The organism is Delftia sp. WY8 (assembly GCF_018437695.1).
GTDB lineage: Bacteria > Pseudomonadota > Gammaproteobacteria > Burkholderiales > Burkholderiaceae_C > Comamonas > Comamonas tsuruhatensis.
Genome location: NZ_CP049795.1, coordinates 3,157,537 through 3,182,190, shown reverse-complemented (window position 1 = coordinate 3,182,190; position 24,654 = coordinate 3,157,537). Strand labels below are relative to the sequence as shown.

Sequence of the window (24,654 nt, the reverse complement as noted above, 5' to 3'; positions counted from 1 at the left end):
TTCCATTTGTTCCATTGGTGCCATCTATGCCTGCACCTGCGCAGGGCTGTGCGCCGGCAGCGTGAAGGCGAAGACGGTCCCGCGCGGGCTGTGGGGGCTGTGCTGCAGGTGGCCGCCATGCTGCTCGACCACGGTACGGCACAGGCTCAGGCCCAGGCCCATGCCCTCGTTGCGCGTGGTGAAAAAGGGCGTGAACAGTTGCTCCGCCACATGCTGGGGAATGCCGGTGCCGCAGTCGATGACGGCGAACTCCACCCAGCTGCGGCGCGTGCTGGCGGCCGCACGGCGCACGCGCAGCTGCAGCTCGCGCTCCATGGTCTCGGGCGAGTCCATGGCCTGCATGCCGTTGCGCGCCAGGTTGAGCAGCACCTGCTCGATCATGGTCGGATCGCACAGCACGGGCGGGAGGCCGGGCTCGATGTCGGTGGTCACGCGCACGCCCAGGTTGCGTGCCTGCAGGCTGATCAGCGGCAGCACGGCGTCTATGAGTTCGGCGGCGCCTATGACTTCGCGGGACTGGTCGCGCCGCCGCACGAAATCGCGCACGCTCTTGATCACGCGGCCTGCGCGGTCGGCCTGGAAGCTGATGCGCTCCATGGCCATGCGCAGGTCCTGCAGTTGCTGGCGCAGCCGGGCTTCATGGTCCGAGATGGCGCTGCCCGCACCTGCACCTGTGCCCGTGTCCGTGCCCGTGCCCGTGCCCGTGCCATCGTCGCTCCCCAGCATGTTCAGCGATCCCGTGGCGTAGCTGGAGATGGCCACCAGCGGCTGGGTGAGTTCATGGCTCAGCAGCGAGGCCATCTCGCCCACCGTGGCCAGGCGGGCCGTGGCCTGCAGGCGCTCCTGCGAGGCGCGTGAGATCTCTTCCATGCGCTTTTGCTCGCTGATGTCGATGAAGGCACTCATCCAGCCGGTGTGCTGGCCCTGGGCATTGATCAGCGGCGCCTCGAAGATCAACACCGGAAAGCGCGTTCCGTCCTTGCGCATGAAGATGCTTTCATGGCCTTCGCGCGGCGGCGGGGCGTTGCCGGACAGGCGGCTGTCGCGCCGGCGCGCGTAGATCTCGGCGCGCTCGGGCGGCCAGTAGGGCGCAATGCTCAGTCCCAGCAGTTCCTCGGCCGTGAAGCCCACCATGCTGCAGAAGGCCGGGTTCACATAGCTGATGCGGCCCTGCAGATCGCGCGCGCGCAGGCCCGTGACCAGCGAGTCCTCCATGGCCTTGCGAAAGGCCAGCGCATCGCCCAGATCGCGCTCGGCGCGCAGGCGTCGGCGGTTGTCGCGCACCAGCACGGCGACCACGGACACCAGGGCGATGGACATCAGCGTCACCAGGGCCGTGAGCACGTTGGGGAATACGCTGGGCGCGCGGTGCCAGCTGTCCATGCGCAGCACCAGGGTGCTGCCCGGCAGGTCCAGCAGCTGCTGCGCCGTGAACATGCGCGTGCCGCGCCAGGAGGCGCCCAGCAGGGCCAGGCGCGTGCCGTCCGGCTCGGTGAAGGACACTTCCTGGGTGCGCGGCAGGTTCTTGCTGACCTGGGTGATCAGCAGGCTTTGCAGGCTGTAGGTGCCGATGACAAAGCCGATGATGTGGCCGCTTTGCGTCAATGGCAGGCAGACCTCCATCATCTCCGTGCCCAGGCCTTCGGCCAGCAGCTGGAAGTAGCTGGGCGAGTAGGCCGGGCCGTTGAGGCGGCGCGCGTGGGTGCAGGTCAGCACGGCCTCCGGATGGGTGTTTTGCGTGCGCAGCTGGTCTTCCCACTGCACGTTGCGGTAGGGCGTCTCGGCATGGGAGCGGATCTGCAGGCCCGCATCGCGCCATTCGATGCGCATCAGCTCGCGGCGCACCTGCAGCAGCTCGGCGGCGCGGGTCTTCCACTCGGCAGGGTCGTTGTCGGGCGCGTTCAGCGCCTGCAGGTCCTGCAGGTTGCGGTTGAGGGCGGCGCGTATGTCGGCCACGGCATTGGCGGTGTCGCGCTCCAGCTTGTCCTGGACCTGGGAGGCCTCATAGCGTCCGGCCAGCCAGACCATGGTGATGAGCATGCTGGCCACCAAAGCGACCAGCAGGCTCCACAGCGACCAGCGCCGCCAGGCAGTGCGCCAGCGGCGCCAGGGCCAGCGGCCTTCGGCAGGGGCGGGCGTGGACAGGTGCAGCGGATTCACAGGACGCGGTGCTCCAGGGCCGGCAACTGGCGGCGCACATGCGCCAGGCGCTCGCGCTTGATCTCGCCCAGCACCACACCGGCACCCTCGGCCTGCTGCGCCAGCACCATGCCCCAGGGGTCGGCCAGCAGGCTGTGGCCCCAGGTGCGGCGGCCGTTCTCATGGTGGCCGCCCTGGGCGGGCGCCAGCAGGTAGGCCTGGTTTTCGATGGCACGGGCGCGCAGCAGCACCTCCCAGTGGGCCAGGCCCGTGATGTGGGTGAAGGCGGCGGGCACCAGCAGCAGGTCGGCACCCTGCTCGGCCAGCCGGCGGTACAGCTCGGGAAAGCGCAGGTCGTAGCACACGCTCAGGCCCAGGCGCCAGGACTCGCCCTCGCGCGAGGTGATGTCGCAGGTCACGGGCGTGTGGCCGGCCTGGACCACGGCGGCCTCTGTGTAGCGCTCGCGGCCGTTGTCGTAGTGGAACAGGTGGATCTTGTCGTAGCGCGCCACGCATTCGCCCTGGGGCGAGAACACCAGCGAGCTGTTGAGCACGTGGGCATCGTCATCGGCCACCAGGGGCAGGGTGCCGCCGACGATCCACAGCTGCAGCTCGCGCGCGGCGCGGCCCAGGAAGTCCTGGATGGGGCCTTGGCCGAAGCTCTCGCGGTAGGCCAGCTTGTCGGTATCGCGCAGGCCCATGGCACAGAAGTATTCGGGCAGGGCCGCGAGTTCGGCGCCCTGCTCGCGCGCCTGGCGCAGCAGGGCCATGGCCTGGTCGAGGTTGGCGCGCACATCGGGTTCCGACACCATTTGCAGGGCTGCGATTTTCATGGGTTCTCTCCTGAAGGGGCTGACTCGGTGGCGGTGGAGGGCGTGCGCGACGGTGTGTCAGAGGGCGTTGCGGCCCGGCGGCGCGGCAAGGCAGTGACCTGGGGATCATCCCAGCTGCCGTCGATGCGGAATTCCTTGGTGGCTGCCGCAATCAGCGGGCCCCGCAGCAGCACCTGCGCCAGAAAGCTGCCCAGGCCGATCACGGGGTTGATGGCCGTGGCCACCAGGGAGGCAGTCATCGCGTTGATCTCGGGCACCACCACCACGTGCAGATTCTGCGTCTCCTGGACCAGGTCTGCCGTGCCTTCCATCAGCACGGCGGCGTTGACGCCCTTCATCTGCATGTTGTTGGTGCGCGCCACGCCATCGGTGATCTGCACATCACCGCGCATGAAGTCGAAGGCAAAGCCGTTGCTGAAGACATCGCGGAAATCCAGCGTCAGCCGGCGTGGCAGCGCCTGCAGGCTGAGCACGCTCAGCAGCTTGGCCAGGCCCGGTTCGGCCTTGAGGAACTGGCCGGTCTGCACATCCAGGTGCATGGAGCCCGAGAGGCTGCGGAAATCGGGCGTGATGGGCGAGCCCGTCCATCCCGCCGAGCCCTGCAGGCTCCCCTTGCCATTGCCCACCACGCCAGGCATGTCAAAGCGCGTGAGCAGCTTGCCCACGTCGCGCAGGTCCAGCTGGAACTGCAGCTGGCTGCGCCCCGGATGCTCGGACTGCCCCTGGGGCAGGCGCCACTGGCCGTTGGCCGTCAGCGTGGCCTCGGGCGTGGAAATGTTGAAGCGCGACAGCTGCCATTCGCGTGCCGCCGCGTTGCCGGGCACGGGGCGGTTGCGGGCCTCGACCTCCAGGCGGCCCAGCGCATGGCCCGACAGGTGCATGTCGTCCACCACGATCTGCAGCGCCGGCAGCTGGCGCGGCCCTTCGTTGAACAGGGCGTCCACGCGTTCGGACTTGGCCTCCGGCACCGTCAGGCGGGACAGCCGGGCGACCAGTTGCCCTTCGGGCTGGGCGTCCGTGCCTTCGCGAAAGCCCACATAGCCATCCAGCTCCTGGGAGGTGAGGTTGCTGTGCCACGAGCCACCATCGCGCGAAATGCCCGCCACCACATCGTGCAGCTGCCGCCCCTTGGCCTGCAGTTGCTTGACGCGCAGGCTCAGCCGATCGGGAAGGTATTCGCGCGCAGGGTCCGTGGCGGCGTCGGCGGGCTCTGGCCTGGTGCCGTTGGACTGCGGCGCCAGCGCCAGCCAGTCGTCGATATTGAAGAGCGGCAACTGCACGTGGGCCTGCACGCCCTGGCCCGAAGTGGGGGCGGTGCCCGCTTCCTGGCCGATGAGGATGCTGCCGTGCAGCACGCGGCTGTGCTTGCCACTGATGTCGCGCTCATAGAAGACCGAGCCCGTGTCGCCCAGTTGCACGCTGATCTGGTCGCGCAGCGGGGCATCGGGCGCGGCGAAGCTGGCGGGCGCGAGCTGGTGGCTCACGGCCAACGGCTGGATGGACTCGGCGGCCTTGCCCAGCGGAGCCGGCAGGTTGATGCGCATGCCCTGCAGGCTGGACTGGACCTGGATTTCGGGCGTGCCACGGCGCACCTTCAGCAGCAGGGAATAGGGCGACTGGCCCTCGGCATGGCGGGCCAGGTCGGCCACCCAGCCCAGTTCCCTGGCATCGCGCAGCCCCTGTGCCGTGGCCGTGCCCTGCACCCGCACCTTGACGGACGATTCGGTGGCTGGCGCATTGCGCGCCAGCGCCTGCATGCCGCCATCGGCACGCAGTTCACCGCCCAGGGCCCGCGCCTGCAAGCCCACCAGCGAGAAGCCGGTGTCGGAGAATTTGACTGCGCCACGCAGCTGGCTCAGGTGCGGTGTCTCGTCATCGAGCTGCAGCGAGTTGCCCGCCAGCGTGACCTGCCCGGACACCTTGCTGCGGTCCAGATGGTCGATGGGCAATTGCAGTTGCAGGGCCAGTTGCGCGGCGCCCGTGGCCTCGCTGCCGTCCAGCACGTGCCCGGTCAGCGCCGACAGGGCCGAGGTCTTCACCACCCCCAGCATGTCGGCCAGCGGGCCCTGGCCCTTGGCGGTGACGGCCACCTCGGTGTGGGCCAGGTTGGGAATGCTGGCCTGGATGTCGCGCATCTGCAGCTGCGGATAGCCGGCGAACTGGCCGCGCGCATTGCGCACGGCCATGGAGGAGCGGTCAAACACCAGCTCGCCGGACAGATCGACCAGGGCCGGCCAGGGCGCCTCGCCATGCGTGAGCAGATGGGGCGGCACATATTCATAGTGCACGTCATGCAGCTTGGCCGCGATGTGGAACTCGCCCTGGCTGGGCTTGTCGGCCGGTACGTGGTCCAGGTTGCCGCGCACCTTGAAGTTCACCGTGCTCGCGCGCCCGGCGTGTATGGCCTCGCGCACATAGTGGCGCGCGTCGGCGGGAATCTCCAGCGGCAGGTAGCGGTGCACGCGCGTGCCGTCGGCGTTGCGCAGCTGGCCCTGCAGGTCCAGCACGCCGGGAAAGCGCGGCTGCCTGTCGCTGCCGTCGCCGGTATGCCATTGCGCGCGGGCCTCGCCTTCGGTGTCGTCATTGGCAAAGCGCAGGCTGGGCACCTGCACGCTGATGGCCTGGCCGCGCAGTTGCCAGCGCAGGCTGGCCTGCAGGCGGTGCAGCGGGATCTCGGGCTCCTCGAACACGCCGGGGAACGACAGCGACGCCGGCCGCTGCTGTGTGCCCTCCATCTCCAGCTGGGTCTGGCCGCCGTCCTGGTCCAGCGAGAAGCGCGCGTTCAGGCCCTTGAGGCCGGGCATGCCCGGCGCCGCGGGGCCTTCGGACGATGCCACGCCGTTGATCGACAGTTGCTGCAGTTCGCCACTGGCCTTGTACTGCTGCAAGGACTCCAGCGGGCCGCGCCAGCTTCCCTGGAACTGGTGCAGGCGGCCGGCCGGTGCCAGATCGGCCAGGTGCTGCTGCACCTGCTCTGGAAGCGGCAGGCGCTGGCCCAGCTGGGCGAGGATGGCCAGGTCAATGCCATCGGCCTGGAACTCGCCGTGCTCACCCAGCGCCCCCTGCGTGCTGGCGCCGGCGGGGTTGTAGCGCGCGCGCAGATTGCCAGCCGGCCAGTGCAGGCCGTCGCCCGTGGAAAATTCCAGGTTCTGCGCAGCGAAGCGCCAGCCGTCCTGGTGTTGCACGCTCAGCCTGCCCGTCAGGGCCTGCAGCTTCAGCGGCTGCAGGTCTTCGCGCCACTGCAGCTGCAGCGCGTTCACGGCCACGTCGGCCATGGCGCCCACGGGCTGGCCCTGGCGCAGGTCTATCCAGGCGCGCAGCGCGCCCCGGCCCTGCTGCAGGCGCAAGCCAGAGGTGTCTATGTACTGGCCGAGCTGGGACAGGTCGATCCGCGTGAACATCGCATGGGCCTGGCCGCTCCAGCGGCGCCAGTTGCCCTCGTGCGTGGACAGCAGCGGCTCGCGGAACAGGCCGGTCAGCATGAAGCGCTCGCCCCAGCCTTCGGGCGGCGTGGCATCCAGGCGCAGTCCGTGGCCCCAGCCCTTGTTGCGCAGCACCAGGTCCACATCGCGCAAGGCCAGCGGCGGAGCCTGGCGCAGTTCGTCCAACCACAGCAGGCTGCCGCCGCGCAGCGCCAGTTCGGTTTGCGAAAACAGCCAGTCGGCGGCGGCATTGTCCCCGCCGGCCGAAGGGCTGATCTCGATGCCGGCCACGAAGACTCGGCCATCGGCCGCGCGGCGCACCACGAGTTCAGGACGGTCTATGTAGATCTGTTCCACGCCCAGGCGCATCAGCGAGCGTGCCGAAACGGCGACCACCACGCTGGGCAGGCGCAGGGCGTCTGCCGAATGTTCGGGGTCTTGCACCACCACGTCGCCCAGCTCGAAGCGGGGGACCAATCCCTCGCTGCGGGCCGTGATGCTGCCTATGCGAACCGGTAGGCCCAGCGTGCGTGAGGCCAGGGATTCCAGCTGAGGACGCCATTCGCCGATTCGCGGCACAATCCAGCCATGGAGCACCCCCCACACGAAGGCGAGGACCAGCCAGAAGGCCAGGACCAGCCCCAGTGACCACCGCGCAAGGCCGGCCATCCAACGGGTCAGGCGTGTGGGGTGCGGTTTCGGTTCGATCATCGGCGGCATCAGCTATGACGGGAATTATGACCGGCGCCCTCAGGGCCTGGGCGGTAACCAAGGGTTGCTGCAATCCCTCTGCGCGTGAGTGGCCGCTTCTTTCGCGTTCCGTATGCAATCCTCAGTTCACGCAATGGCAGGTACGGCCTTGAATGTCCCCGCACAGGCCGCCTATTCCCGTTTTCACCAACGGCTGCACCGTCGCTATGGCGACGAGCTGAGCCTTTTGCCGCCGGGTCCGCCCGAGCGCGCGTCCATGGAGCAGGCCCTGGCGGCACTGCTGGAGCGTGGCCTGGATCTGTCGGCTGCGCTGCGTGTGCTGCGCCAGCTGGTCATGGAGCGCACCATGGTGCTCGACTGCGAGCAGCAGGCGCCGCTGGCCGTGGTCACGCGCGCCGTGACCGAGCTGGCCGAGCTGGCGCTGGAGCGCGCCTGCATCCAGGCGCGCGCTGAGCTCGACGCGCGCCATGGCGCGCCCCAAGGCCCCGACGGCCGGCCAGTGCAGCTGTGGATCATCGGCATGGGCAAGCTGGGCGCACGCGAGCTCAACGTCTCCAGCGACATCGACCTGATCTACGTCTACGAGCAGGACGGCGACACCGCCGGCCTGCCCGATGGGCGCGGGGTGATCTCCAACCACGAGTACTTCGCGCGCGTGGTCAAGGGCATCTACGGCCTGATCGGCGACACCACCGAGCACGGCTTTGTCTTCCGCGTGGACCTGGCGCTGCGTCCCAACGGGAACTCGGGGCCTTCGGCCGTCTCGCTGGCCTCGCTGGAGGAGTATCTGCAGACCCATGGACGCGAGTGGGAGCGCTTTGCCTGGCTCAAGAGCCGCGTCGTGGCGCCCATGGACTGCGTGCGCTCCCAGCAGGTGCAGGCGCTGCGCGCCGTGGTCCTGCCCTTTGTCTTTCGCCGCTACCTGGACTACGCGGTCTTTGATGCGCTGCGCTCGCTGCACCGCCAGATCCGCGAGCATGCGGCGCGGCGCAGCGCGGGCCATCCGGGCCGCTCCAATGACGTCAAGCTCTCGCGCGGCGGCATCCGCGAGATCGAATTCACCGTGCAGCTGCTGCAGGTGGTGCGTGGCGGCCAGTTCCCCGAACTGCGCTGCCGCCCCACGCTGGAGGCGCTGGGCCGCCTGGCGCGCGCCGGCCTCATGAGCCAGGAAGTGGCCGACGCCCTGGGCTCGGCCTACACCTTTTTGCGCCGTGTCGAGCACCGTATCCAGTACCTGGACGACCAGCAGACCCATGTGCTGCCCACCCGCGACGATGACCTGGAATGGATTGCGCGCACCATGGGCTTTGCCGATGCCTGCGCCTTTTTGCACCAGCTCGATGCCCATCGCGAAAAGGTGGCCGAGGAATTCGACACCCTGCTGGGCGGCTCGGCCCAGCCCCAGTGTGGCTCGGGCCGTTGCAACGGCGCGCGCAGCCCCGCCCAGGGCACGCCGCGCGAGATAGACGGCCTCATGGAGCAGTTGCCGCCAGCCCTGGCCGCCCATGTGGCCGACTGGCGCGGCAATGCCCGCATCGCCAACCTGCGCGACGAGGCGCGCGGCCGGCTGTTTCGACTCGTGCAGCGCACGGCGCAATGGGTGGCCGAGCGCAGCGTGCCCGAAGACGCCGCGCTGCGCTTTCTGAACTGGCTGGAGCCGCTGCTGCGCCGTGAAAGCTATCTGGCCCTGCTGCTGGAGCGCCCCGCCGTGCACGAGCGGCTGCTGGACCTGCTGGGCGCGGCACGCTGGCCCGCGCGCTACCTGCAGCAGCACCCGGGCGTGATCGACGAGCTGGCCAACGAAGCCATGCTGGGCGAGCGTTTCTCGCCCATGGACTTCGAGCATGAGCTGGCCCTGCGCCTGGCCGCGCTGCAGGCCACGGGCGAGGACGATGACGAAACCCTGCTGAACCTGCTGCGCCGCGCCCACCATGCCGAGGTCTTTCGCACGCTGGCGCGCGATATCGAAGGCCGCATCACGGTCGAGCAGGTGGCGGACGATCTCAGCGCACTGGCCGACTGCGTGCTGCGGGTGACGGCCAGCTGGTGCTGGAGCCGGCTCAAGAACCGCCACCGCGAGTCGCCGCAGTTCGCCATCATCGGCTACGGCAAGCTGGGCGGAAAGGAGCTGGGCTACGGCAGCGACTTGGACATCGTCTTCGTCTTCGATGACGAAGACGAACACGCCTCCGAGATCTATGCCGCCTTTGTGCGCAAGCTCATCAACTGGCTGGCCGTCAAGACGGGCGAGGGCGACCTGTTCGAGATCGACACCGCGCTGCGCCCCAACGGCAACTCGGGCCTGCTGGTGACCAGCTTCGCCTCCTATGCCAACTACCAGCAGCAGCGCGGCAGCAACACGGCGTGGACCTGGGAGCACCAGGCCATGACGCGGGCGCGCTTCGTGCTGGGCAGCGACGATCTGCAGGCCCGCTTCGATGCCGTGCGCGAGGCTGTGATCACCGCGCCTCGCGACGCCTCGGCGCTGCGCGACGAAATCGTCGCCATGCGCGAACGCGTGCGCGGCGCCCATCCGGTGCGCGGCGGCCTGTTCGATGTCAAGCACAGCCCGGGCGGCATGGTCGATGTGGAATTCGCGGTCCAGTACCTCGTGCTCTCGCAATCGGCCTCGCACCCGGAACTGATGGCCAACCTCGGCAATATCGCGTTGCTGCAGCGCGCCGAACAGGCAGGATTGATCCCGGCCGGCGTAGGCCAGCAGGCGGCCCGGGCCTACCGCGAGCTGCGCCGCCTGCAGCACGTGGCACGGCTGGATGAGCGCTCGGCACAGCTGGTGCCAGGGCAGGCCGAGCCGCTGAGTGCGCCCGTCAAGGCCTTGTGGGATGCGGTTTTCGCCAACGCCGTTGCGGCTTGACGATGTGAACGCAAAGAAGGCGGCTTGCGGCTGCGAACGCCTTCACTTCAGCATCCGTGGAAATTGGCCTACAGCAGGATCGCGGGCATCCTCAAAATGTTACATTTTTCCTGCCCACGACCCCTGGAACTTCTGCAAAAGTAGCTCATCTATTGAACAGCTTGTTGAGAGAGAGTATCCAGACCGAATTTCACGTTGCGAAGCCTCTGGGGCCACAGTCCTGAACTGTTCCGCCCGAAGCGCTTCTCCTCCCTCCCTCTCTTTATTCGTTTCGGGATGCTTCGCAACTTTTTTATGCCAGCAAAAAGGCCACCCATCGGGTGGCCTTTTTGCATTCCCGGGCTGGTGCGGCGTCAGGGCTGGGGAGGGCGCGTGGCTGCAAAACTGGCACGCTCGGCCAGCTTGGCCTGCAGTGCGGCCAGATTGGGGTGGTCGGCGCGCCAGTCCAGCTCGGGAAAGCGAAAGTCCAGCCAGCCCAGGGCGCAGCCCACGCACACGTCGGCCAGGGTGAAGTGGATGCCGCAGCAATACGGCTTGTCGCCCAGCCCCTGGGACATCACGTTCAGTGCAGCCCGCACCTTGGCAAGCTGGCGGTCTATCCAGGCCTGGCAGCGCTGTTCTTCGCTGCGGCCATCCCAGGTGGCTTCGAGGCGGGCCAGCGCCCCGGCATCCAGCAGGCCATCGGCCAGTGCTTCCCAGGTCTTGATCTCGGCGCGCTCGCGCCCCGTGCCGGGGATCAGCTTGCCTACCGGGGAAAGTGTGTCCAGATATTCGACGATCACGCGCGAGTCGAACATGGCATCGCTGCCGTCCATGACCAGGCGCGGCACCTTGCCCAGCGGGTTGCCGGTGCCGGGCGACAGCTCGCGGCTCCAGGGGTTTTCCTCGACGAACTGATAGTCGAGCCTTTTCTCTGCCAGTACGACGCGTACCTTGCGTACGTAGGCGCTGGTGGAGGAACCTATCAGTTTCATGGCAATTTTCCGTGGCGAAGAGGCGGCCCATGGGCGGGCAGCAGATTCTATGCGCTGCCCGACGATCTCCCCCTCGGCCCCCGTTTTTGCCGCGCGCACCTACAATCACGGCCCATGAATCTGCCGCACATCTCCGCCCTGTCCCCGCTCGACGGCCGCTACGCCGCCAAACTGTCTCCTCTGCGCCCGATCATGAGCGAGATGGGATACATGCACCGCCGCGTGCAGGTGGAGGTGACCTGGTTCATCGCCCTGTCGGATGCCGGCTTTGCCGAGTTCAAGCCCCTGTCCGAAGGCGCGCGCGTCTATCTGCAGGACCTGGTGAAGAACTTCTCCGAGGCCGATGCCGTGGCCATCAAGGACATCGAAAAGACCACCAACCACGACGTCAAGGCCGTGGAGTACTGGATCAAGGGCAAGTTCGACGGCCGTCCCGAGCTGCTCAAGGCCGCCGAATTCGTGCACTTTGCATGCACCAGCGAAGACATCAACAACACCAGCCACGCGCTGCAACTGCGTGCCGGCCGCGACAGCGTGCTGCTGCCCGCAATCTCCGGCATCACGGCCAAGCTGCGCGAGATGGCCCATGCCTATGCTGCCGTGCCCATGCTCAGCCGCACGCACGGCCAGACCGCCAGCCCCACCACCGTGGGCAAGGAAATCGCCAACGTGCTGGTGCGCCTGGAAAAGGCCTCTGCCCGCATCGCCGAGGTCAAGCTCCTGGCCAAGATGAACGGCGCCGTCGGCAACTACAACGCCCACCTTTCCGCCTGGCCCGAGTTCGACTGGGAAGCCTTCAGCAAGAACGTGATCGAGTCGCCCGAGCCCCAGGGTCTGGGCCTGAGCTTCCAGCCCTACTCGATCCAGATCGAACCGCATGACTACATGGCCGAGCTGTTCGACGCCATCGCGCGCGCCAACACCATCCTCATCGACTTCTCGCGCGATGTCTGGGGCTATGTGTCCCTGGGCTACTTCAAGCAGCGCCTGAAGGCCGGCGAGATCGGCTCCTCGACCATGCCGCACAAGGTCAACCCCATCGACTTCGAGAATGCCGAAGGCAACCTGGGCCTGGCCAACGCCCTGCTCAAGCACCTGGCCGAAAAGCTGCCCATCTCGCGCTGGCAGCGTGACCTGACCGATTCGACCGTGCTGCGCAACATCGGCGTGGCCATGGGCTATGCCACGTTGGCCTACAGCTCGCTGATGACCGGCCTGAACAAGCTCGAACTCAACGAAGAGCGCCTGCAGGAAGACCTGGACAACGCCTGGGAAGTCCTGGCCGAGCCCATCCAGACCGTGATGCGCCGCTACGGCGTGCAGGGCGCCTACGAAAAGCTCAAGGAAGTCACGCGCGGCAAGACCGTGCAGGCCGAAGACCTGCACCGCCTGATCAACGGCCTGGAAATCCCCCAGGCCGACAAGGACCGCCTGCTGGCCATGACGCCTGCCTCCTATGTGGGCAAGGCGGCCGAGCTGGCGCGCCGCGTCTGAGTTGATGCAGGCCCATGGTGCCGGCACTTCGGCGCGATCCAACAATTTCGACGCGCTGAGACTGCTGGCCGCACTGCTGGTCATCTGGAGCCATCAGTTCGCGGTCATGGGCTTGCCGGTTCCCCAGCTCCTGCACAACGAGCCCGGGGCGCTGGGCGTGGTCATCTTCTTTGCCATCAGTGGCTATCTCGTCACCTTGTCCTGGCTGGCTGACCCGCATCTGGGGCGCTTTGCGGCGCGCCGGGCACTGCGTATCTGGCCCGGCCTCATCGCAGCCGTCCTGCTCTGCGCTTTCGTGCTCGGGCCCTTGGTCACCACCTTGCCCTTGAAGGCCTATCTCGCGCATCCATTGACGTGGGACTATCTGCGCAACCTGTGGCTGGACACACAGTTTGCGCTGCCGGGCGTATTTGATGGCAACGTGCTGGCTTCATCGGTCAATGGCCCCTTGTGGACCATCCCGCTGGAAGTGGGCTGCTATGCCTTCCTTGCTGCAGCCGGAGCCCTGGGTGTGATGCGCTGGCCCTGGGTTGCTCCCCTGGCATTTCTTGCGCTGCTTTTGGGCATGCAGTGGCACTACAGCCCAGCGCCGGGTGCTGCCATGCCTGCCTGGTCGTTCGGACTGCAATACGGCATGGTGTTCGCGCTGGGCGCGACGCTGGCCTGCTGGCGCCATCTGTGGATAGAGCGCCGCCCGTTGGCGATGACTGCAATGCTGCTGCTGCTTGCCGTCCTCTACTTCAAAGGCCCGGCGATCATTGCGGGCCAGGCACCTTTGCTGGCGCTTGCAGTTTTTTCCGTGGTGGCAGGATCGGCATCCACGCCCCTTCTCAAGCATGCAGGGCATTTCGGCGATTTCTCTTACGGCCTGTACATTTACGCTTTTCCCGTGCAGCAGCTGGTGGTCTGGCATTTCGCGGACCGGCTCGGCTATGGCGCAGCTCTGGCCTGCACCGTGGCCGGCACGGGCCTGCTGGCCGTGCTGTCCTGGCATTTGCTGGAAAAGCAGGCACTGACCTTCAAGCCTGCCCGGCCCGCTTCGGGTGCTCCCAAAATCCCTTCGTCGCATGTGACGGGCTGACCCTCACCTGCCGAACTACCTGTCTCATGGCCCTCAAATCCACCATCTTCAAGGCGAACCTGTCCATCGCCGACATTGACCACGGCTACTACGCCGACCATGCGCTGACCCTGGCTCGCCATCCCAGCGAAACGGACGAGCGCATGATGGTGCGCCTTGTGGCCCTGGCCCTCAATGCCCACCAGCTCAGCGACATGTGCAACGGCGACGGCACGCTGGCCTTTGGCGCGGGCCTGTCCGATCCCGAGGATCCCGATGTCTCGCTGACCGACTTCACGGGAGCCAAGCGCCTGTGGATCGAGGTCGGCCAGCCCGAGGAAAAGCCCATCGCCAAGGCATGCAACAAGTCCGATGCCGTAGTGCTCTACGCCTTCCACCATGCGGCGGAAGTCTGGTGGAAAGGCCTGGAAGGCAAGCTGGCACGACTGAACAAGCTGCAGGTCTGGCGGATTCCCTCCGAAACCTCCCAGTCGCTGGCGGAGCTGGCCGAGCGCAGCATGCAACTGCAGGCCACCATCCAGGAAGGCGCATTGACGCTCAGCAGCAATCTGGGCACGGTCTTCATCGAGCCGCTGCGCTGGAAGTAGCCGGGCACTGGCCCAAGCAAGCCACTGTCTCAGTCAGGCAACTGCATCCGGACGGCCTGGGCGAAGGACTCCACCGTCCAGCCCGCGCCCAGCAGCATGCGGCGAGTGGACAGCCGGTCCATGACATCGTCGGGCACATTGCAGCCCAGATGGATCAGCGACTTGCTCTCCGTGATGCCCACATAGCGGCCGTCATAGCTGCGCGCCAGATGGTTCCACAGGCCGTGGGCACCCGGCGACTGGCGTGCGCCGCTGACGAGGCAGGTGCCCGTATCGAGCACGCTGCGGTAGACGGCGCTGGCGATGCCGCGCCGCTGGTAGTCCGGCGCAAAGCGCGAATGGGGCGAGCGCACGCGGCGGTCGGTGCGCTTGTCCACTTCGACCAGGCGATTGAACACCGTGTAGCCGGCCAGGCAGCGCCGCTCCATATCCTCCACGTAGGCAAACCATTCGCCGTCGGCCTCCCGCCAGTGCAGCTGGAACTGCGGATCGTGAAGCGGACGTCGCTCCAGGCCGTGCAGCTTGTTGCCGGGCTGGTACAGGCGCTCATGAATGGCTTCGAGCTCGCCCTCCACCAGCGGCTGCATCACGTCGATGCGCAGTTCGGTGACGTGGTGCGGCCGCAAGCGGGCCGAGGCGCGATGCGCCACGGCATCACGCAGATGGCGCCAGAGGGAGGAAAACGAGGGCCCGGCTGGGGCAAAGGCTAGACAGGTCACGGCAAAGCTCGCTTTGTCGGCAGGCCTTGTGGCCCGGCAGACGCGTGAAAACCCAACCGCCTTCAGTTTCAAGGTGAAGGCGGCGCAAGAAGAGCGGATTCAGTGAAGCGACGCTGCCCGGTTCCGCGCAGGGCAGCGCATCAAGACCGTGCGGCCTGTCTGGGGCCGATGTTCAGCCGCGCTGCATCGCGCTCGCGCAGGCGAGCGGCCGTGGCAGGCCAGGCCTTGCCGGCCGGCACGCGCGTGCTCCCCGCATCACTTGCCGTGAGGCGCATGCAGGGGCGGGGGCGGCGGTGGCTGGAAGCGGCGGTCTGCAGCATGGGGACTGATGTTAGGCCGCCTGCAACATCGCACTGGTTCGGTGCGATATACGGCAATCAGCCGGGTTTGCGCGATATGTCCGCGCGCTCGGCCGCACGCTCTGCATAGCGGGTAAAGCGCCAGGAGTCGCCTTCTGTCGTGATCCTGCGCCATACGGCGCGCTTCTGTGGTGGCTCCATGGCGGTCCACATCTGCACTTCGTCGAAGCTGCGGCCACAACCCTTGCATTTCTCGTCGCCCTGGCTGGTGGAGCAGATGGCGATGCAGGGCGTATCGGGGGTCGTGTCGTACCAGGCCAGCCAGGCTGCCATGGCGTGCGAGGGAAAGCCCTCAACCTGCACTTCGGTCTCATGCCAGAAGATCATCAGCGCGTACACCTCGGCCAGAGCCCGTACTTCGGGCTGCAGCAGCACACCATCCGGGGACGGGTGGCGCTCTCGCCAGTAGTTGATGGCGGCTTCGATATCGGTGATGTGCAGTGCAGTCATGGACGGGCAAGGGGAAGGGGCAGCGATGATAAGGCGCATGCCAGTCCTCGGTCGGGCACTGCTGCAACACTCCATCAGCTTCAGGGTTGCTATGAATAGTGAAGCGTTGGGGGCAGATGTATAAAAGGAGTACGGGATGTGTTGCTTGTGCTTTCCGTGGAATTGAAGGGTTTTTTCACTTGCGTGCCGCAGCGGCTTTGTGTTGCAATCCGCAGGTTCGAAGGGGAGTAGCTCTCTGCCGGCAGGGGTGGCTGCAAAGCCACCGCACCGGCATCGGAATGGTCGTCAATACGAAGCGCAAGCTTCCGGCCTTCCGGGCTGCGGTGCATACCGCAGCCGAGCAAGACCTTTGATGGACCTGATGACGGTCGATCAAGGTGTTCTCCCCTGAGCCAGGCATGTCCTTGCCCGGGTAGGCGCTGTGTCGTCGCATCGGTCTTTCTGTGCTGGTGGGTGTTTCTCCAGGAGGGAGGAGTTCCCGCCGGCCGTACTCAACAGCGAGGACCTTATGGACTTGGACTTTCTGACTCACGCCCCGTTCTGGGTGGCCCTGGGCCAAATCATCATCATCGACATCCTGCTGGGCGGGGACAACGCGGTCGTGATCGCGCTGGCCTGCCGCAAGCTGCCGCCCGCGCAGCGCAAGAAGGGCATCATCTGGGGCACGGCTGGCGCCATCATCCTGCGCGTCATCCTGATCGCCTTCGCGATGACGCTGCTGGCGCTGCCCTTCCTGAAGTTTGTCGGAGCACTGCTGCTGGTGTGGATCGGTATCAAGCTGATTGCGCCTGATGAAGATGGCCATGACAACATCCAGGGCAGCGACAAGCTGCTGGCGGCCATCAAGACCATCATCGTCGCCGACCTGGTGATGAGCGTGGACAACGTGATCGCCATCGCCGGCGCCGCACAGAGCTCGGGCGAACACCAACTGCTGCTGGTCGTGCTGGGTCTGTTGATCTCCATCCCCATCATCGTCTGGGGCTCGCAGCTCGTGATCAAGCTGATGGAGCGCTTCCCCATCATCATAGTGGCCGGCGGCATGCTGCTGGGCTGGATTGCCGGCGGCATGCTGGTCACCGACCCCGTCTTCGCCAATACGGAGAAGTGGGACTGGATGGTCAAGCTGCCCCAGACCGACATGCTCAAGTACGGTGCCAGCGTGTTCGGAGCCCTGCTGGTGCTGGCACTGGGCAAGTACATCGCTTCGCGCCGTCCTGCTCCCAAGGCGGATGCCCACGGAGCTTGATTTCCTGAAAAGTTGAGGTTGGCGCCGGGTTGGCCTGTCTGGCCTCCCGCGCCGATTCGCGACAATCCAGTGCAAGGGCGGCTTTGACCGCCCGCCTGTCCCACCCCGCAAACCCAGTTCGACAAGGACTTGCTTTGAACCCCATCATCGTCTACGTGGATGACGCTTCCTACGCTCTGCCTCTGGTCCAGGCCCTGGCCGCCTCGCCGCAGGCCCAGTCCTCGCACTGGTTGCTGGTGGCCTGCGCACCGCGCATAACCCACCGTGTCAGCAAATGGGTGAGCCACAGCGCACGCGAAAGCTGGCGCGGCAAGTGGGCCGACAAGCTGTTTGCCCAGTTGCTGCCGGTGTTCGGTGACAGTGCAGGCCGAATCACGCCGGTGCTGGCCAAGGGGCCGCTGGCCGAACTGGTGGCCCAGCTCCAGCAGGAGCATGGCGCGGCCCAGATCGTCGATGCGCGCCGCCCCAAGCAGGAAGCCACGGCCCCAGCCGTGGCGCCTGCAGCCCCGCTGGGCCGGCGCTGGAATCTTCCGGGAACGCTGGCGGCCATCGGCGCGCTGATGGGCCTGGTGTTCGAGGAAGCGATGGTCTAAAGGCTGGCATCTGCCTGGCTGCTCTGGTCAGGCGATCACTGTCAGGACGGCATCCCGGAAAACGGGATGCCGTTTTTCATGGAGTTCTCCGGTCCACGGTTCCCAGTGCGCCGCCTCAACCCGGATCTGCTGGCTGCTGCTATGCTGCCCGCATGAAAATCCTGATCAAATGGCTGCTCAGCGCCGGTGCCCTGCTGGTCGTGGCCTATCTCTATGGTGGCGTGCAGGTCAACAGCTTCAGCTCGGCCATGATCGCGGCGCTGGTCATCGGCCTGCTCAACGCGGTGCTGCGGCCCATCCTCGTGGTGCTGACGCTGCCCGTGACCATCGTGACGGTCGGGCTGTTTCTCTTCGTGGTCAACGGACTGATGTTCTGGGCAGCCTCGGGCCTGCTCAGCGGCTTTCATGTCGCGGGCTTTTGGGCGGCCATGCTGGGCGCGCTCATCTACTCGCTGCTGGGCCTGGCCATCGAGTCACTTCTCGCGCGCCTGTTCCCTTAGCAGCTCCTCCACGGCACGCAGCCGCGTGTCCACGATGGAGGCTTCGATGAAATCCACCTTGGGCCCGCCCTTGCGGGCCAGTTCCTGCGCTGCCTTGAAGCGATCCACCGCGGCCGCATAGTCGTAGTGCGCGACCTGGGCCTCGGCCTCGGCGCGCAGCGCGCGCAGCTCCTGGCCCTGAGAGCGCTGAACCTGGGCCAGCAGTTGCCAGGCGCTGGCATCGCGCGGGTGGTCCGTCACCCAGGTCTGCAGCGGGCCTGCCATGCTGGCGGCGCCCTGCTCGCGCAGCAGGATCTGCGTGCGCATCAGCAATTCCGGCCTGCGCACGGCGCGGTTTTCGACCACATTGACGGTGGCCAGGCTGGGGCCGCTTTCCGTTGTCTTGGCGGGGACGGATACCGTGGGACTAGCCTGGGCAGGTGCGGCTGCAGGCAGGTAGAGCGGTGGCAACGCCTGCAACGCGGCGCCGGGCTTGCCGGCTGTCAGCTCCAGTTCGGCCTGCAGCAGCTTGGCCTGCCGCAGGGCGCCGGGATCGGCGGCCGTGGCCGCTTGAAGGCGCTCGGACATTTCCCGCGCCTCGGCCCAATCGCGCAATTGCACGGCGCTCAGCGTGGCGGCATACAACTGTGCCACCTGCTGGGTCGGGGTTTGGCTGCCAAAGCTGGTGGAGCGCGGCAGCTCGGCCCACTGGCGCAGCACGTCCACGCCCGGGCGCGACAGCACGCGGGCCCGTGCGGCCATCATCACGTGTTCCAGGGAAGGGGCGGGCGCGGGCGCAACGCCGCGCGGCAGGCGTGAATGCATGTCGGCCATGCGCTCCGTGGTCAGCGGATGGCTGCGCAGATAGGGCCAGCTGCCGTTGTCATTGAGCCGATTGGCCTGCTGCAGCTTGTCGAACATGGTGACAAAGCCCTGCGGCGCAAAGCCCGCAGGCGCCATCAAGCCATAACCCATGCGATCGGCCTCGCGCTCCATGTCGCGAGAGAAGTTCAGCTGGTTCTGCACGGCCAGCGCCTGGCCGCCCATCATCATCGCCATGGCGGCATCGGGGCTGCGGCTGGCGGCCAGGGCGCCCAGGATCATCGATCCGATCATCAGCGGCGTCTGCTTGCCCTGCTGGGCAATGAGCCGCGCAATGTGGCGCTGCGTGACGTGGCTCAGCTCATGCGCCAGCACCGACGCCAGCTCGTCGCGCGTGCTGACCACTCCGATCAGTCCCAGGTGCACTCCCAGATAGCCGCCGGGCAGCGCAAAGGCGTTGACCGAGCGGTCCCGCCCCAGCAGGATCTCCCAGGCAAAGCGCTCTTCCAGCTCGTCCGACAGCTCGCCCCGCGTGCGCGCCGCATCGACCAGGTGCTGCCAGATGCCTTCCACATACTCCTGCAGTACCGCATCGTCGATGTAGTCCGGATCGCGGTACAGCGAGCGGATGATGCGGTCACCCAGGCGCCGCTCGTCACTGGTCGTCGTGGCTGCGCCATCGCCCAGAGTGGGCAGGCGCAACTGGGCCTGTGCGGGTGCATGCGTTGCGATGGTGAGAGAGGCCGCCAGCAGCTGCAGGCCGACGGCGATACGTGTCTTCAGGCGTGATGGGCGCATGGGCAGGTAAGAACCAAGGGGCCGGGCCCGTGCATAGTCACGGGGCGGTGGAACACCCCACTATGATGCCTCGGTTCGCCGAACGTTCATGGCAGGACTGACCAGCGTGTCGGGACTGGCGTAGACCGGCCCGTGCATTTTCAGGAGTTTCCATGTCTTCCCTCACCCACTTCGATGCCCAGGGCCAGGCCCACATGGTCGATGTCGGCGCCAAGCCCGCAACCCACCGCATCGCGGTCGCCGAGGGCCGCATCACCATGCAGCCCGAAACCCTGGCCATCATCCAGAGCGGCACGGCCAAGAAGGGCGACGTGCTGGGCATCGCGCGCATCGCCGGCATCATGGCGGCCAAGAAGACCAGTGACCTGATTCCGCTGTGCCATCCACTGGCGCTGACGCGTGTGGCGGTGGAGTTTGATCTGTTGTCAGATGTATCTTCCGTTCGTTGTGTGGCTACCGTGGAGACAGTGGGGCCTACCGGGGTCGAGATGGAGGCTCTCACCGCTGTGCAGGTGGCACTGCTCACGGTCTATGACATGTGCAAGGCGGTGGACAAGTCCATGGTGATGGAGGGGGTGAAGGTCATGAAGAAGAAGGGGGGGAAATCCGAGGAGTATGAGAAAGGAAAATTAGTAAACTATTGAAATCCATCTATATTTGCATAGCCAATAATACTGGCTTTGTCATTTAAAAGGATAATCCATTGATCTGCGAATTTGTGGCTGGTTAACGGGAGGTAAAATATCTCTTTCAACGGAAGAGCTGCACTGTGTACAGATTTATTTATAATATTTTTTTGTTTTTGGTCAACTCGCGAATGAAGTTTCTCTAGAGGCTTCATTTGTCTTTTTACAAGCGATCGACTCTCTTCATAATCTTGCCACCAATCAGGCCGGAGACTGGGTTCTGTGCCTTGCAGAGACATTTCTATGCTATGCAGGGTTTCGTTGCCCGTGCGTGGCATGCGTGTACCAATTAGCTGTGGACCAGACCACGATGGTGATCGCAGCTCGGCGGGCGCTTTTCTCAGATCTTCTAATTCAATTTGATTTAGGGAAACCGCTGTGAAACGATCCACCTCGAACGCGAGAACTACTGGGCGTGCTTGGCTAATGATAAATAGTCCATAGATTAGGGCGCCTGTTTGAAGTAGAGCAATTAGGAATAAATCTAGTGCCAATTCTCTTGAGGGTTTATGTGGGTTGTAGATTAGTGCTGTAAGAAGTGGGCCGGACGTTAAATCGACAACCGCCAGAATTAAAAGAAGGTTCCACCCGCTGGAAAGAGTTCCAAAAGGATAGGGGTACCATTGTTGTAAAATGTAACAATAGAGTATTAATAGAATTGTAGCACTTACCAAAAAATGAATTGCAAATGCCTTAAATGCAGCCTTTGCCCTGAATGTGTTCATTGTTTATATTGATAATTAAAAAAGAGCACCTAGGTGCTCTTTTAAATTGGCGGCTATGCAGGTTTATGGTGCAGCAGCGGCCTTGACAAAGCGGCAGCTAGCAGGAACAAATTTAAAGACTGCAAGATCAGGTACACCGCAACCCCAGACTACTGGTGCGCCTTGAACCAAGAGGCCCGCAGGAGTAGCTGTATTGTCAACCTTGCCAGAGCCAGGTGTGAGGATCAGCTTATTTGCGGCAGCCTTGGCCTTAAGCATAGCTGCGCCTGCAGCACCAGTTGACTGGAAAGTAACAGTTACTTGGCCTTCATTGGCCGCCGGTGCGGTAACATCTTTAATTTCGCCAATTGCAATGCTCTCAACAATTGTGCCTTCCGTGTATTCGTATCCATAGGTTATTTTTCCTGCGGCAGGAGCAGCCTGTGCGCCTTTTCCAGCGTAAGCAACTACTGCGCCGGTTGCAGCATTTGCGAAGGTTTCAGATACAGCTGTTTTTGCTGCGGTAGCCAAGCTGAGGCCTTCAGACACACGCGCTCGCACCGTGTAATCCTGATAAGCCGGCAGCGCAACGGCTGCCAAAATGCCGATGATCGCCACAACGATCATCAATTCGATCAAGGTAAAACCTTGCTGGATGGAACGCTTCATGAACTTCTCCTCATAGGGGTTGATTGCATGCTCTACTGAGCAAGAGCCGTGCCAGTCGCTCCAGGGGGCCAAGGTCCAAGTCTATGTATGGTTTGGTTGCAACTGACACGGTTGGACGCCATTCTCTGACAAATTGATCCACTTGTTGTGACGTTTTTGTCAGAGATCGTGCGCTTGCTACAGACGTCACGCGAAGTTTGTCGGCGGGGTCGAGCCGGTCCCTCACGCCACCAGGAACTGCATCTGCGTGCCTGCCAGCTCCACCGTGTCTCCGTGCTGCAGTGGCATGGGGCGGCGGCCAATTTCCTGGCCGTTGAGCTTGAGGCTGAGGGCGTCACCTTCCAGCTGGGCGAGCACGAAGCCGTGGTGCTTCTGGGTGATGGAGGCGACGGCCACGCCGGGCTTGCCCAGGGTGGTGACGACTTTGACCAGCGGGACTTCGCGGCCAGCGGCGTTGCCGTTGAGCATGCGGATGGCAGCCTGGCGTGTGGCCAGGCCGGCCATCGAAGGCGGCAGGGTGTGGTCGAAGCCTGAGGGGGTCTGGGTGCTGAACTGCGATGGCAGGTCTTCCGCCAAGGGGGCTGGGCGGGTTGCCTCCACTGCTGCGGCAATGGCCGCCAGTGCCGAGCGCGAGGAGGCGCTGACCTGCTGCTGCACGAAGCGGATCTTGTACTTGCCGATGTCCAGCAGGTCGCCGTGGTTCAGGGTCTGGCGCAGTATGGGCTGGCCGTTGACATAGGTGCCATTGGTGCTGCGCAGGTCTTCGATGATGACGGCACCGTCGACGATGCTGAGCACGGCATGCTCCCCGCTGACCGCGAGGTTGTCGATGACGATGTCGTTGTAGGGGCGGCGTCCCAGCGTGGTGCGCTCCTTGGTCAGCTGCACTTCCTTGATGACGGCGCCGTCGATGGAGATGACCAGGGTCGGCATGCTCAAAATTCCTTTGTTATGCCCGGCTTGCACTGCACTGGGTGATCCGGAGCTGGGGTCTATCCAACTATTATGTCTGCGGCCCGGGCACGCCGGAGTCCGTCATCGTATTTGATACAGGCTATGGCTTGTCTTTGACCGATTGTTGGGTGCGCAATCATTTTTGACAATTGGAACCTGGGGTTTTTGTGCACGCAAGCGCGTCCATCGGATGGGTTCTGCCGTCGATCCCTGCGCTCTGTCTGGGCTCAATCGATGGCAGCGCAGGCGGCAGAGGGCGGGTTGGCCTGGAGTTCGATGAGCGCTGCGCTGATGTTGTCGTTTCCGCCTGCTTCATTGGCGGCCGTGAGCAGCGAGGTCAGCAGCACGGGCAGCGGGCTGGACTGCTTGAACAGGGCGGCAATGGCGTCGTCATCGAGCATGTCGGTAAGGCCGTCGGAGCACAGCAGGATGCGGTCGCCAGGCTGCAGCGGCCATTCATTGAAGTCGGGTGTGACGTCCTGGGTCACGCCCAGGGCCTGGGTGAGCAGGTGGCCCAGGCCGGACTGCCGGGCTTCGTGGTCCTGGATGCGGCCTGCATCGATTTCTTCCTGGAGCCAGGTGTGGTCCCGGGTCAGGCGCAGCAGTTGGCCATCGCGCCATCCATAGGCCCGCGAGTCGCCGAGGTGGGCCAGCATCAGCAGGCCGGGCAGCAAAGCGGCTGCGATGACGGTGGTGCCCATGCCGCGGCAGCCGGGTGTTTCCTGGGCGGCGGTGAGGATGGCGGCGTTGGCCAGGTTCAGGGCATTGGCAAGTGACTGCTGCAATTCCTGGCGGGCCTGCGGCGTGTTGGCCACGGGCGCCTCGGTGGTGGTGCTTTGCAGCGCCACGGATACCAGGCTGATGGCCATGGCGCTGGCGACTTCGCCGGCGTTGTAGCCGCCCATGCCATCGGCCAGCACGGCAATGGGCCAGGGCTGGGCGCTGGGGTGGATGGTGACGGCGTCCTCGTTGTTGTCACGGCGCCGGCCCACATCGGTGCGTGCAACCATGGCGCAGTACTGGGCAGGAGCTTGCTGCCGGGTGGGTTGGTCCGGGATTTTGGGGGCGCTGGGCATGGTGGCAAAGGACGGATTCGGCGGTGGTGCCATCAGTCCCTGGTGTGCAGATGCAATGGTGAAGACCGGTGCACAGCGTAAATGAAAACAGTGCGCGCAAGTGCCCGGAATGCGCGGGCGCAACGGCTCGTCAGCTTGACGCCACATCAAGATGGGTCCTCACAAAGCAAAAACGCACTGCCGGGGCAGTGCGTTCGTGATGCGGCGAAGGTGCTGCCTGCGGCAGCGTCAGGCCTGGGCTGCGTGCTTTGCGCCTGAGCGCGCCTGCAGGAACTTGCCAATGCCCACGACCAGCACGGCGCCGGCTGCGGCCGCCACATAGTGCAGCCAGGGGTGGCTGATGGCGTAGCCGTGCAGCAGGCGGTCGTTGACGATGGTTTCTCCGCCGACCCAGCCGATCAGGGCGGCGCCCAGCGTGATGATGACGGGGAAGCGCTCCATGAGCTTGATCATCAGCGTGGAGCCGAAGATCACCAGCGGGATGCTGATGGCCAGGCCCAGGATCAGCAGGACCATGTTGCCCTGCGCAGTGGCGGCCACGGCGATCACGTTGTCCAGGCTCATCACCAGGTCGGCGATCAGGATGGTGCGGATGGCGACCATCATGCTGCCATGGCCCTTGGATTCGCCTTCATCATCTTCTTCGCCGGTCAGCAGCTGCAGGCCGATCCACAGCAGCAGGCAGCCGCCCACGATCTGCAGGAACGACAGCTCCAGCAGCTTTGCCGCGACCACGGTCAGGATGATCCGCAGCACCACGGCGGCGCCGGAGCCGAACATGACGGCTTTCTTTTGCTGTGCGGGAGGCAGCGAGCGTGCTGCGAGGGCGATGACGACGGCGTTGTCGCCAGACAGGATGATGTTGATCCAGACGATCTTCAACAGGCCGATCCAGAAATCGGCGCTTTGCAGGTATTCCATGGTTTCTCCGCTGTTATGAGTTGAAAAGCGCCAGGGCGGTAGCCTCTGGCGCTTTTTCT

Annotated in this window: 21 protein-coding genes; 8 read left to right on the top strand and 13 right to left on the bottom strand. The window is 65.2% G+C overall.

The features are described 5' to 3' along the window. Positions 1-24: 24 nt before the first annotated feature. From G4D77_RS14685 to G4D77_RS14675, 3 genes are read right to left on the bottom strand one after another with little or no spacing between them, the layout of a single operon-like run. A complete protein-coding gene (locus G4D77_RS14685; RefSeq protein WP_154836152.1) occupies positions 25-2,160 on the bottom strand; it encodes a PAS domain S-box protein in 2,136 nt (711 codons plus the stop codon). Further along, the gene (locus G4D77_RS14680; protein WP_016454246.1) at positions 2,157-2,972 is read right to left on the bottom strand and encodes a carbon-nitrogen hydrolase family protein; all 816 of its coding nucleotides are present in this window, start codon (positions 2,970-2,972) and stop codon (positions 2,157-2,159) included. Before G4D77_RS14680 ends, G4D77_RS14685 begins: the two co-directional genes overlap by 4 nt. Then, on the bottom strand, positions 2,969-7,105 hold the full coding sequence (locus G4D77_RS14675; protein ID WP_154836150.1) for a YhdP family protein: 4,137 nt from the start codon (positions 7,103-7,105) through the stop codon (positions 2,969-2,971). The genes G4D77_RS14680 and G4D77_RS14675 overlap by 4 nt, the downstream gene beginning before the upstream one ends. 133 nt (positions 7,106-7,238) lie before the next feature. On the opposite strand from G4D77_RS14675, the gene glnE reads away from it, so the two are divergent. Continuing rightward, complete coding sequence (gene glnE, locus G4D77_RS14670; RefSeq protein ID WP_070080730.1) at positions 7,239-9,980, top strand: bifunctional [glutamate--ammonia ligase]-adenylyl-L-tyrosine phosphorylase/[glutamate--ammonia-ligase] adenylyltransferase; 2,742 nt, start codon at positions 7,239-7,241, stop codon at positions 9,978-9,980. Positions 9,981-10,333: 353 nt separating this feature from the next. Here glnE and G4D77_RS14665 read toward each other — a convergent pair whose 3' ends face one another. Continuing rightward, entirely contained in the window at positions 10,334-10,954 is a 621-nt protein-coding gene (locus G4D77_RS14665; RefSeq protein ID WP_016449378.1) for a glutathione S-transferase family protein, read from the bottom strand. A 114-nt stretch (positions 10,955-11,068) separates the two neighbouring features. On the opposite strand from G4D77_RS14665, the gene purB reads away from it, so the two are divergent. From purB to G4D77_RS14650, 3 genes are read left to right on the top strand one after another with little or no spacing between them, the layout of a single operon-like run. Further along, positions 11,069-12,448, top strand: a complete 1,380-nt coding sequence (purB, locus tag G4D77_RS14660; RefSeq protein WP_016449379.1) for an adenylosuccinate lyase — start codon at positions 11,069-11,071, stop codon at positions 12,446-12,448. Positions 12,449-12,452: 4 nt separating this feature from the next. Next, complete coding sequence (locus G4D77_RS14655; protein WP_016449380.1) at positions 12,453-13,529, top strand: acyltransferase family protein; 1,077 nt, start codon at positions 12,453-12,455, stop codon at positions 13,527-13,529. Between the two features lie 26 nt (positions 13,530-13,555). Beyond that, positions 13,556-14,116 (top strand): YaeQ family protein, encoded by a 561-nt coding sequence (locus G4D77_RS14650; protein ID WP_017404069.1) that lies wholly within the window; start codon positions 13,556-13,558, stop codon positions 14,114-14,116. A gap of 29 nt (positions 14,117-14,145) precedes the next feature. Here the strand turns inward: G4D77_RS14650 and G4D77_RS14645 are convergent, their stop codons facing one another. The 3 genes from G4D77_RS14645 to G4D77_RS14635 form a co-directional block, all read right to left on the bottom strand. Further along, on the bottom strand, positions 14,146-14,835 hold the full coding sequence (locus G4D77_RS14645) for a hypothetical protein (RefSeq protein ID WP_047328054.1): 690 nt from the start codon (positions 14,833-14,835) through the stop codon (positions 14,146-14,148). A 140-nt stretch (positions 14,836-14,975) separates the two neighbouring features. Next, positions 14,976-15,155: a hypothetical protein gene (locus tag G4D77_RS14640; RefSeq protein WP_016449383.1), complete on the bottom strand. Its 180-nt coding sequence runs from the start codon at positions 15,153-15,155 to the stop codon at positions 14,976-14,978. Positions 15,156-15,212: 57 nt separating this feature from the next. Beyond that, a complete protein-coding gene (locus tag G4D77_RS14635) occupies positions 15,213-15,644 on the bottom strand; it encodes a DUF3717 domain-containing protein (RefSeq protein WP_017404072.1) in 432 nt (143 codons plus the stop codon). A 508-nt stretch (positions 15,645-16,152) separates the two neighbouring features. Here G4D77_RS14635 and G4D77_RS14630 point away from each other — a divergent pair. The 3 genes from G4D77_RS14630 to G4D77_RS14620 all read left to right on the top strand — a co-directional run bounded on the left by G4D77_RS14630 (position 16,153) and on the right by G4D77_RS14620 (position 17,986). Continuing rightward, complete coding sequence (locus G4D77_RS14630; protein WP_016449385.1) at positions 16,153-16,893, top strand: TerC family protein; 741 nt, start codon at positions 16,153-16,155, stop codon at positions 16,891-16,893. Between the two features lie 134 nt (positions 16,894-17,027). Next, positions 17,028-17,486 carry a hypothetical protein gene (locus tag G4D77_RS14625; protein ID WP_016449386.1) on the top strand — a complete coding sequence of 153 codons (459 nt, stop codon included), beginning with the start codon at positions 17,028-17,030 and terminating at the stop codon, positions 17,484-17,486. Between the two features lie 152 nt (positions 17,487-17,638). Beyond that, a complete protein-coding gene (locus G4D77_RS14620; protein WP_012202791.1) occupies positions 17,639-17,986 on the top strand; it encodes a phage holin family protein in 348 nt (115 codons plus the stop codon). Here G4D77_RS14620 and G4D77_RS14615 read toward each other — a convergent pair. Further along, positions 17,960-19,585 (bottom strand): M48 family metalloprotease, encoded by a 1,626-nt coding sequence (locus G4D77_RS14615; protein WP_047328056.1) that lies wholly within the window; start codon positions 19,583-19,585, stop codon positions 17,960-17,962. The genes G4D77_RS14620 and G4D77_RS14615 overlap by 27 nt on opposite strands. Positions 19,586-19,737: 152 nt before the next feature. Here G4D77_RS14615 and moaC point away from each other — a divergent pair, with 152 nt between their 5' ends. Further along, positions 19,738-20,229: a cyclic pyranopterin monophosphate synthase MoaC gene (gene moaC / locus G4D77_RS14610; RefSeq protein WP_154836146.1), complete on the top strand. Its 492-nt coding sequence runs from the start codon at positions 19,738-19,740 to the stop codon at positions 20,227-20,229. Here moaC and G4D77_RS14605 read toward each other — a convergent pair. The 5 genes from G4D77_RS14605 to G4D77_RS14585 all read right to left on the bottom strand — a co-directional run bounded on the left by G4D77_RS14605 (position 20,223) and on the right by G4D77_RS14585 (position 24,595). After that, complete coding sequence (locus G4D77_RS14605) at positions 20,223-20,996, bottom strand: hypothetical protein (RefSeq protein ID WP_154836144.1); 774 nt, start codon at positions 20,994-20,996, stop codon at positions 20,223-20,225. The two genes, moaC and G4D77_RS14605, sit on opposite strands and share 7 nt — an antisense overlap. Before the next feature lie 63 nt (positions 20,997-21,059). Beyond that, positions 21,060-21,644 carry a pilin gene (locus G4D77_RS14600; protein WP_154836142.1) on the bottom strand — a complete coding sequence of 195 codons (585 nt, stop codon included), beginning with the start codon at positions 21,642-21,644 and terminating at the stop codon, positions 21,060-21,062. A gap of 222 nt (positions 21,645-21,866) precedes the next feature. Further along, positions 21,867-22,577, bottom strand: coding sequence for an FHA domain-containing protein (locus G4D77_RS14595; protein ID WP_017405118.1), 711 nt, complete (start codon positions 22,575-22,577; stop codon positions 21,867-21,869). A 248-nt stretch (positions 22,578-22,825) separates the two neighbouring features. Then, the gene (locus G4D77_RS14590; RefSeq protein ID WP_047474588.1) at positions 22,826-23,608 is read right to left on the bottom strand and encodes a PP2C family protein-serine/threonine phosphatase; all 783 of its coding nucleotides are present in this window, start codon (positions 23,606-23,608) and stop codon (positions 22,826-22,828) included. Positions 23,609-23,902: 294 nt separating this feature from the next. Further along, entirely contained in the window at positions 23,903-24,595 is a 693-nt protein-coding gene (locus G4D77_RS14585; RefSeq protein WP_016449393.1) for a TerC family protein, read from the bottom strand. Positions 24,596-24,654: the final 59 nt, after the last annotated feature.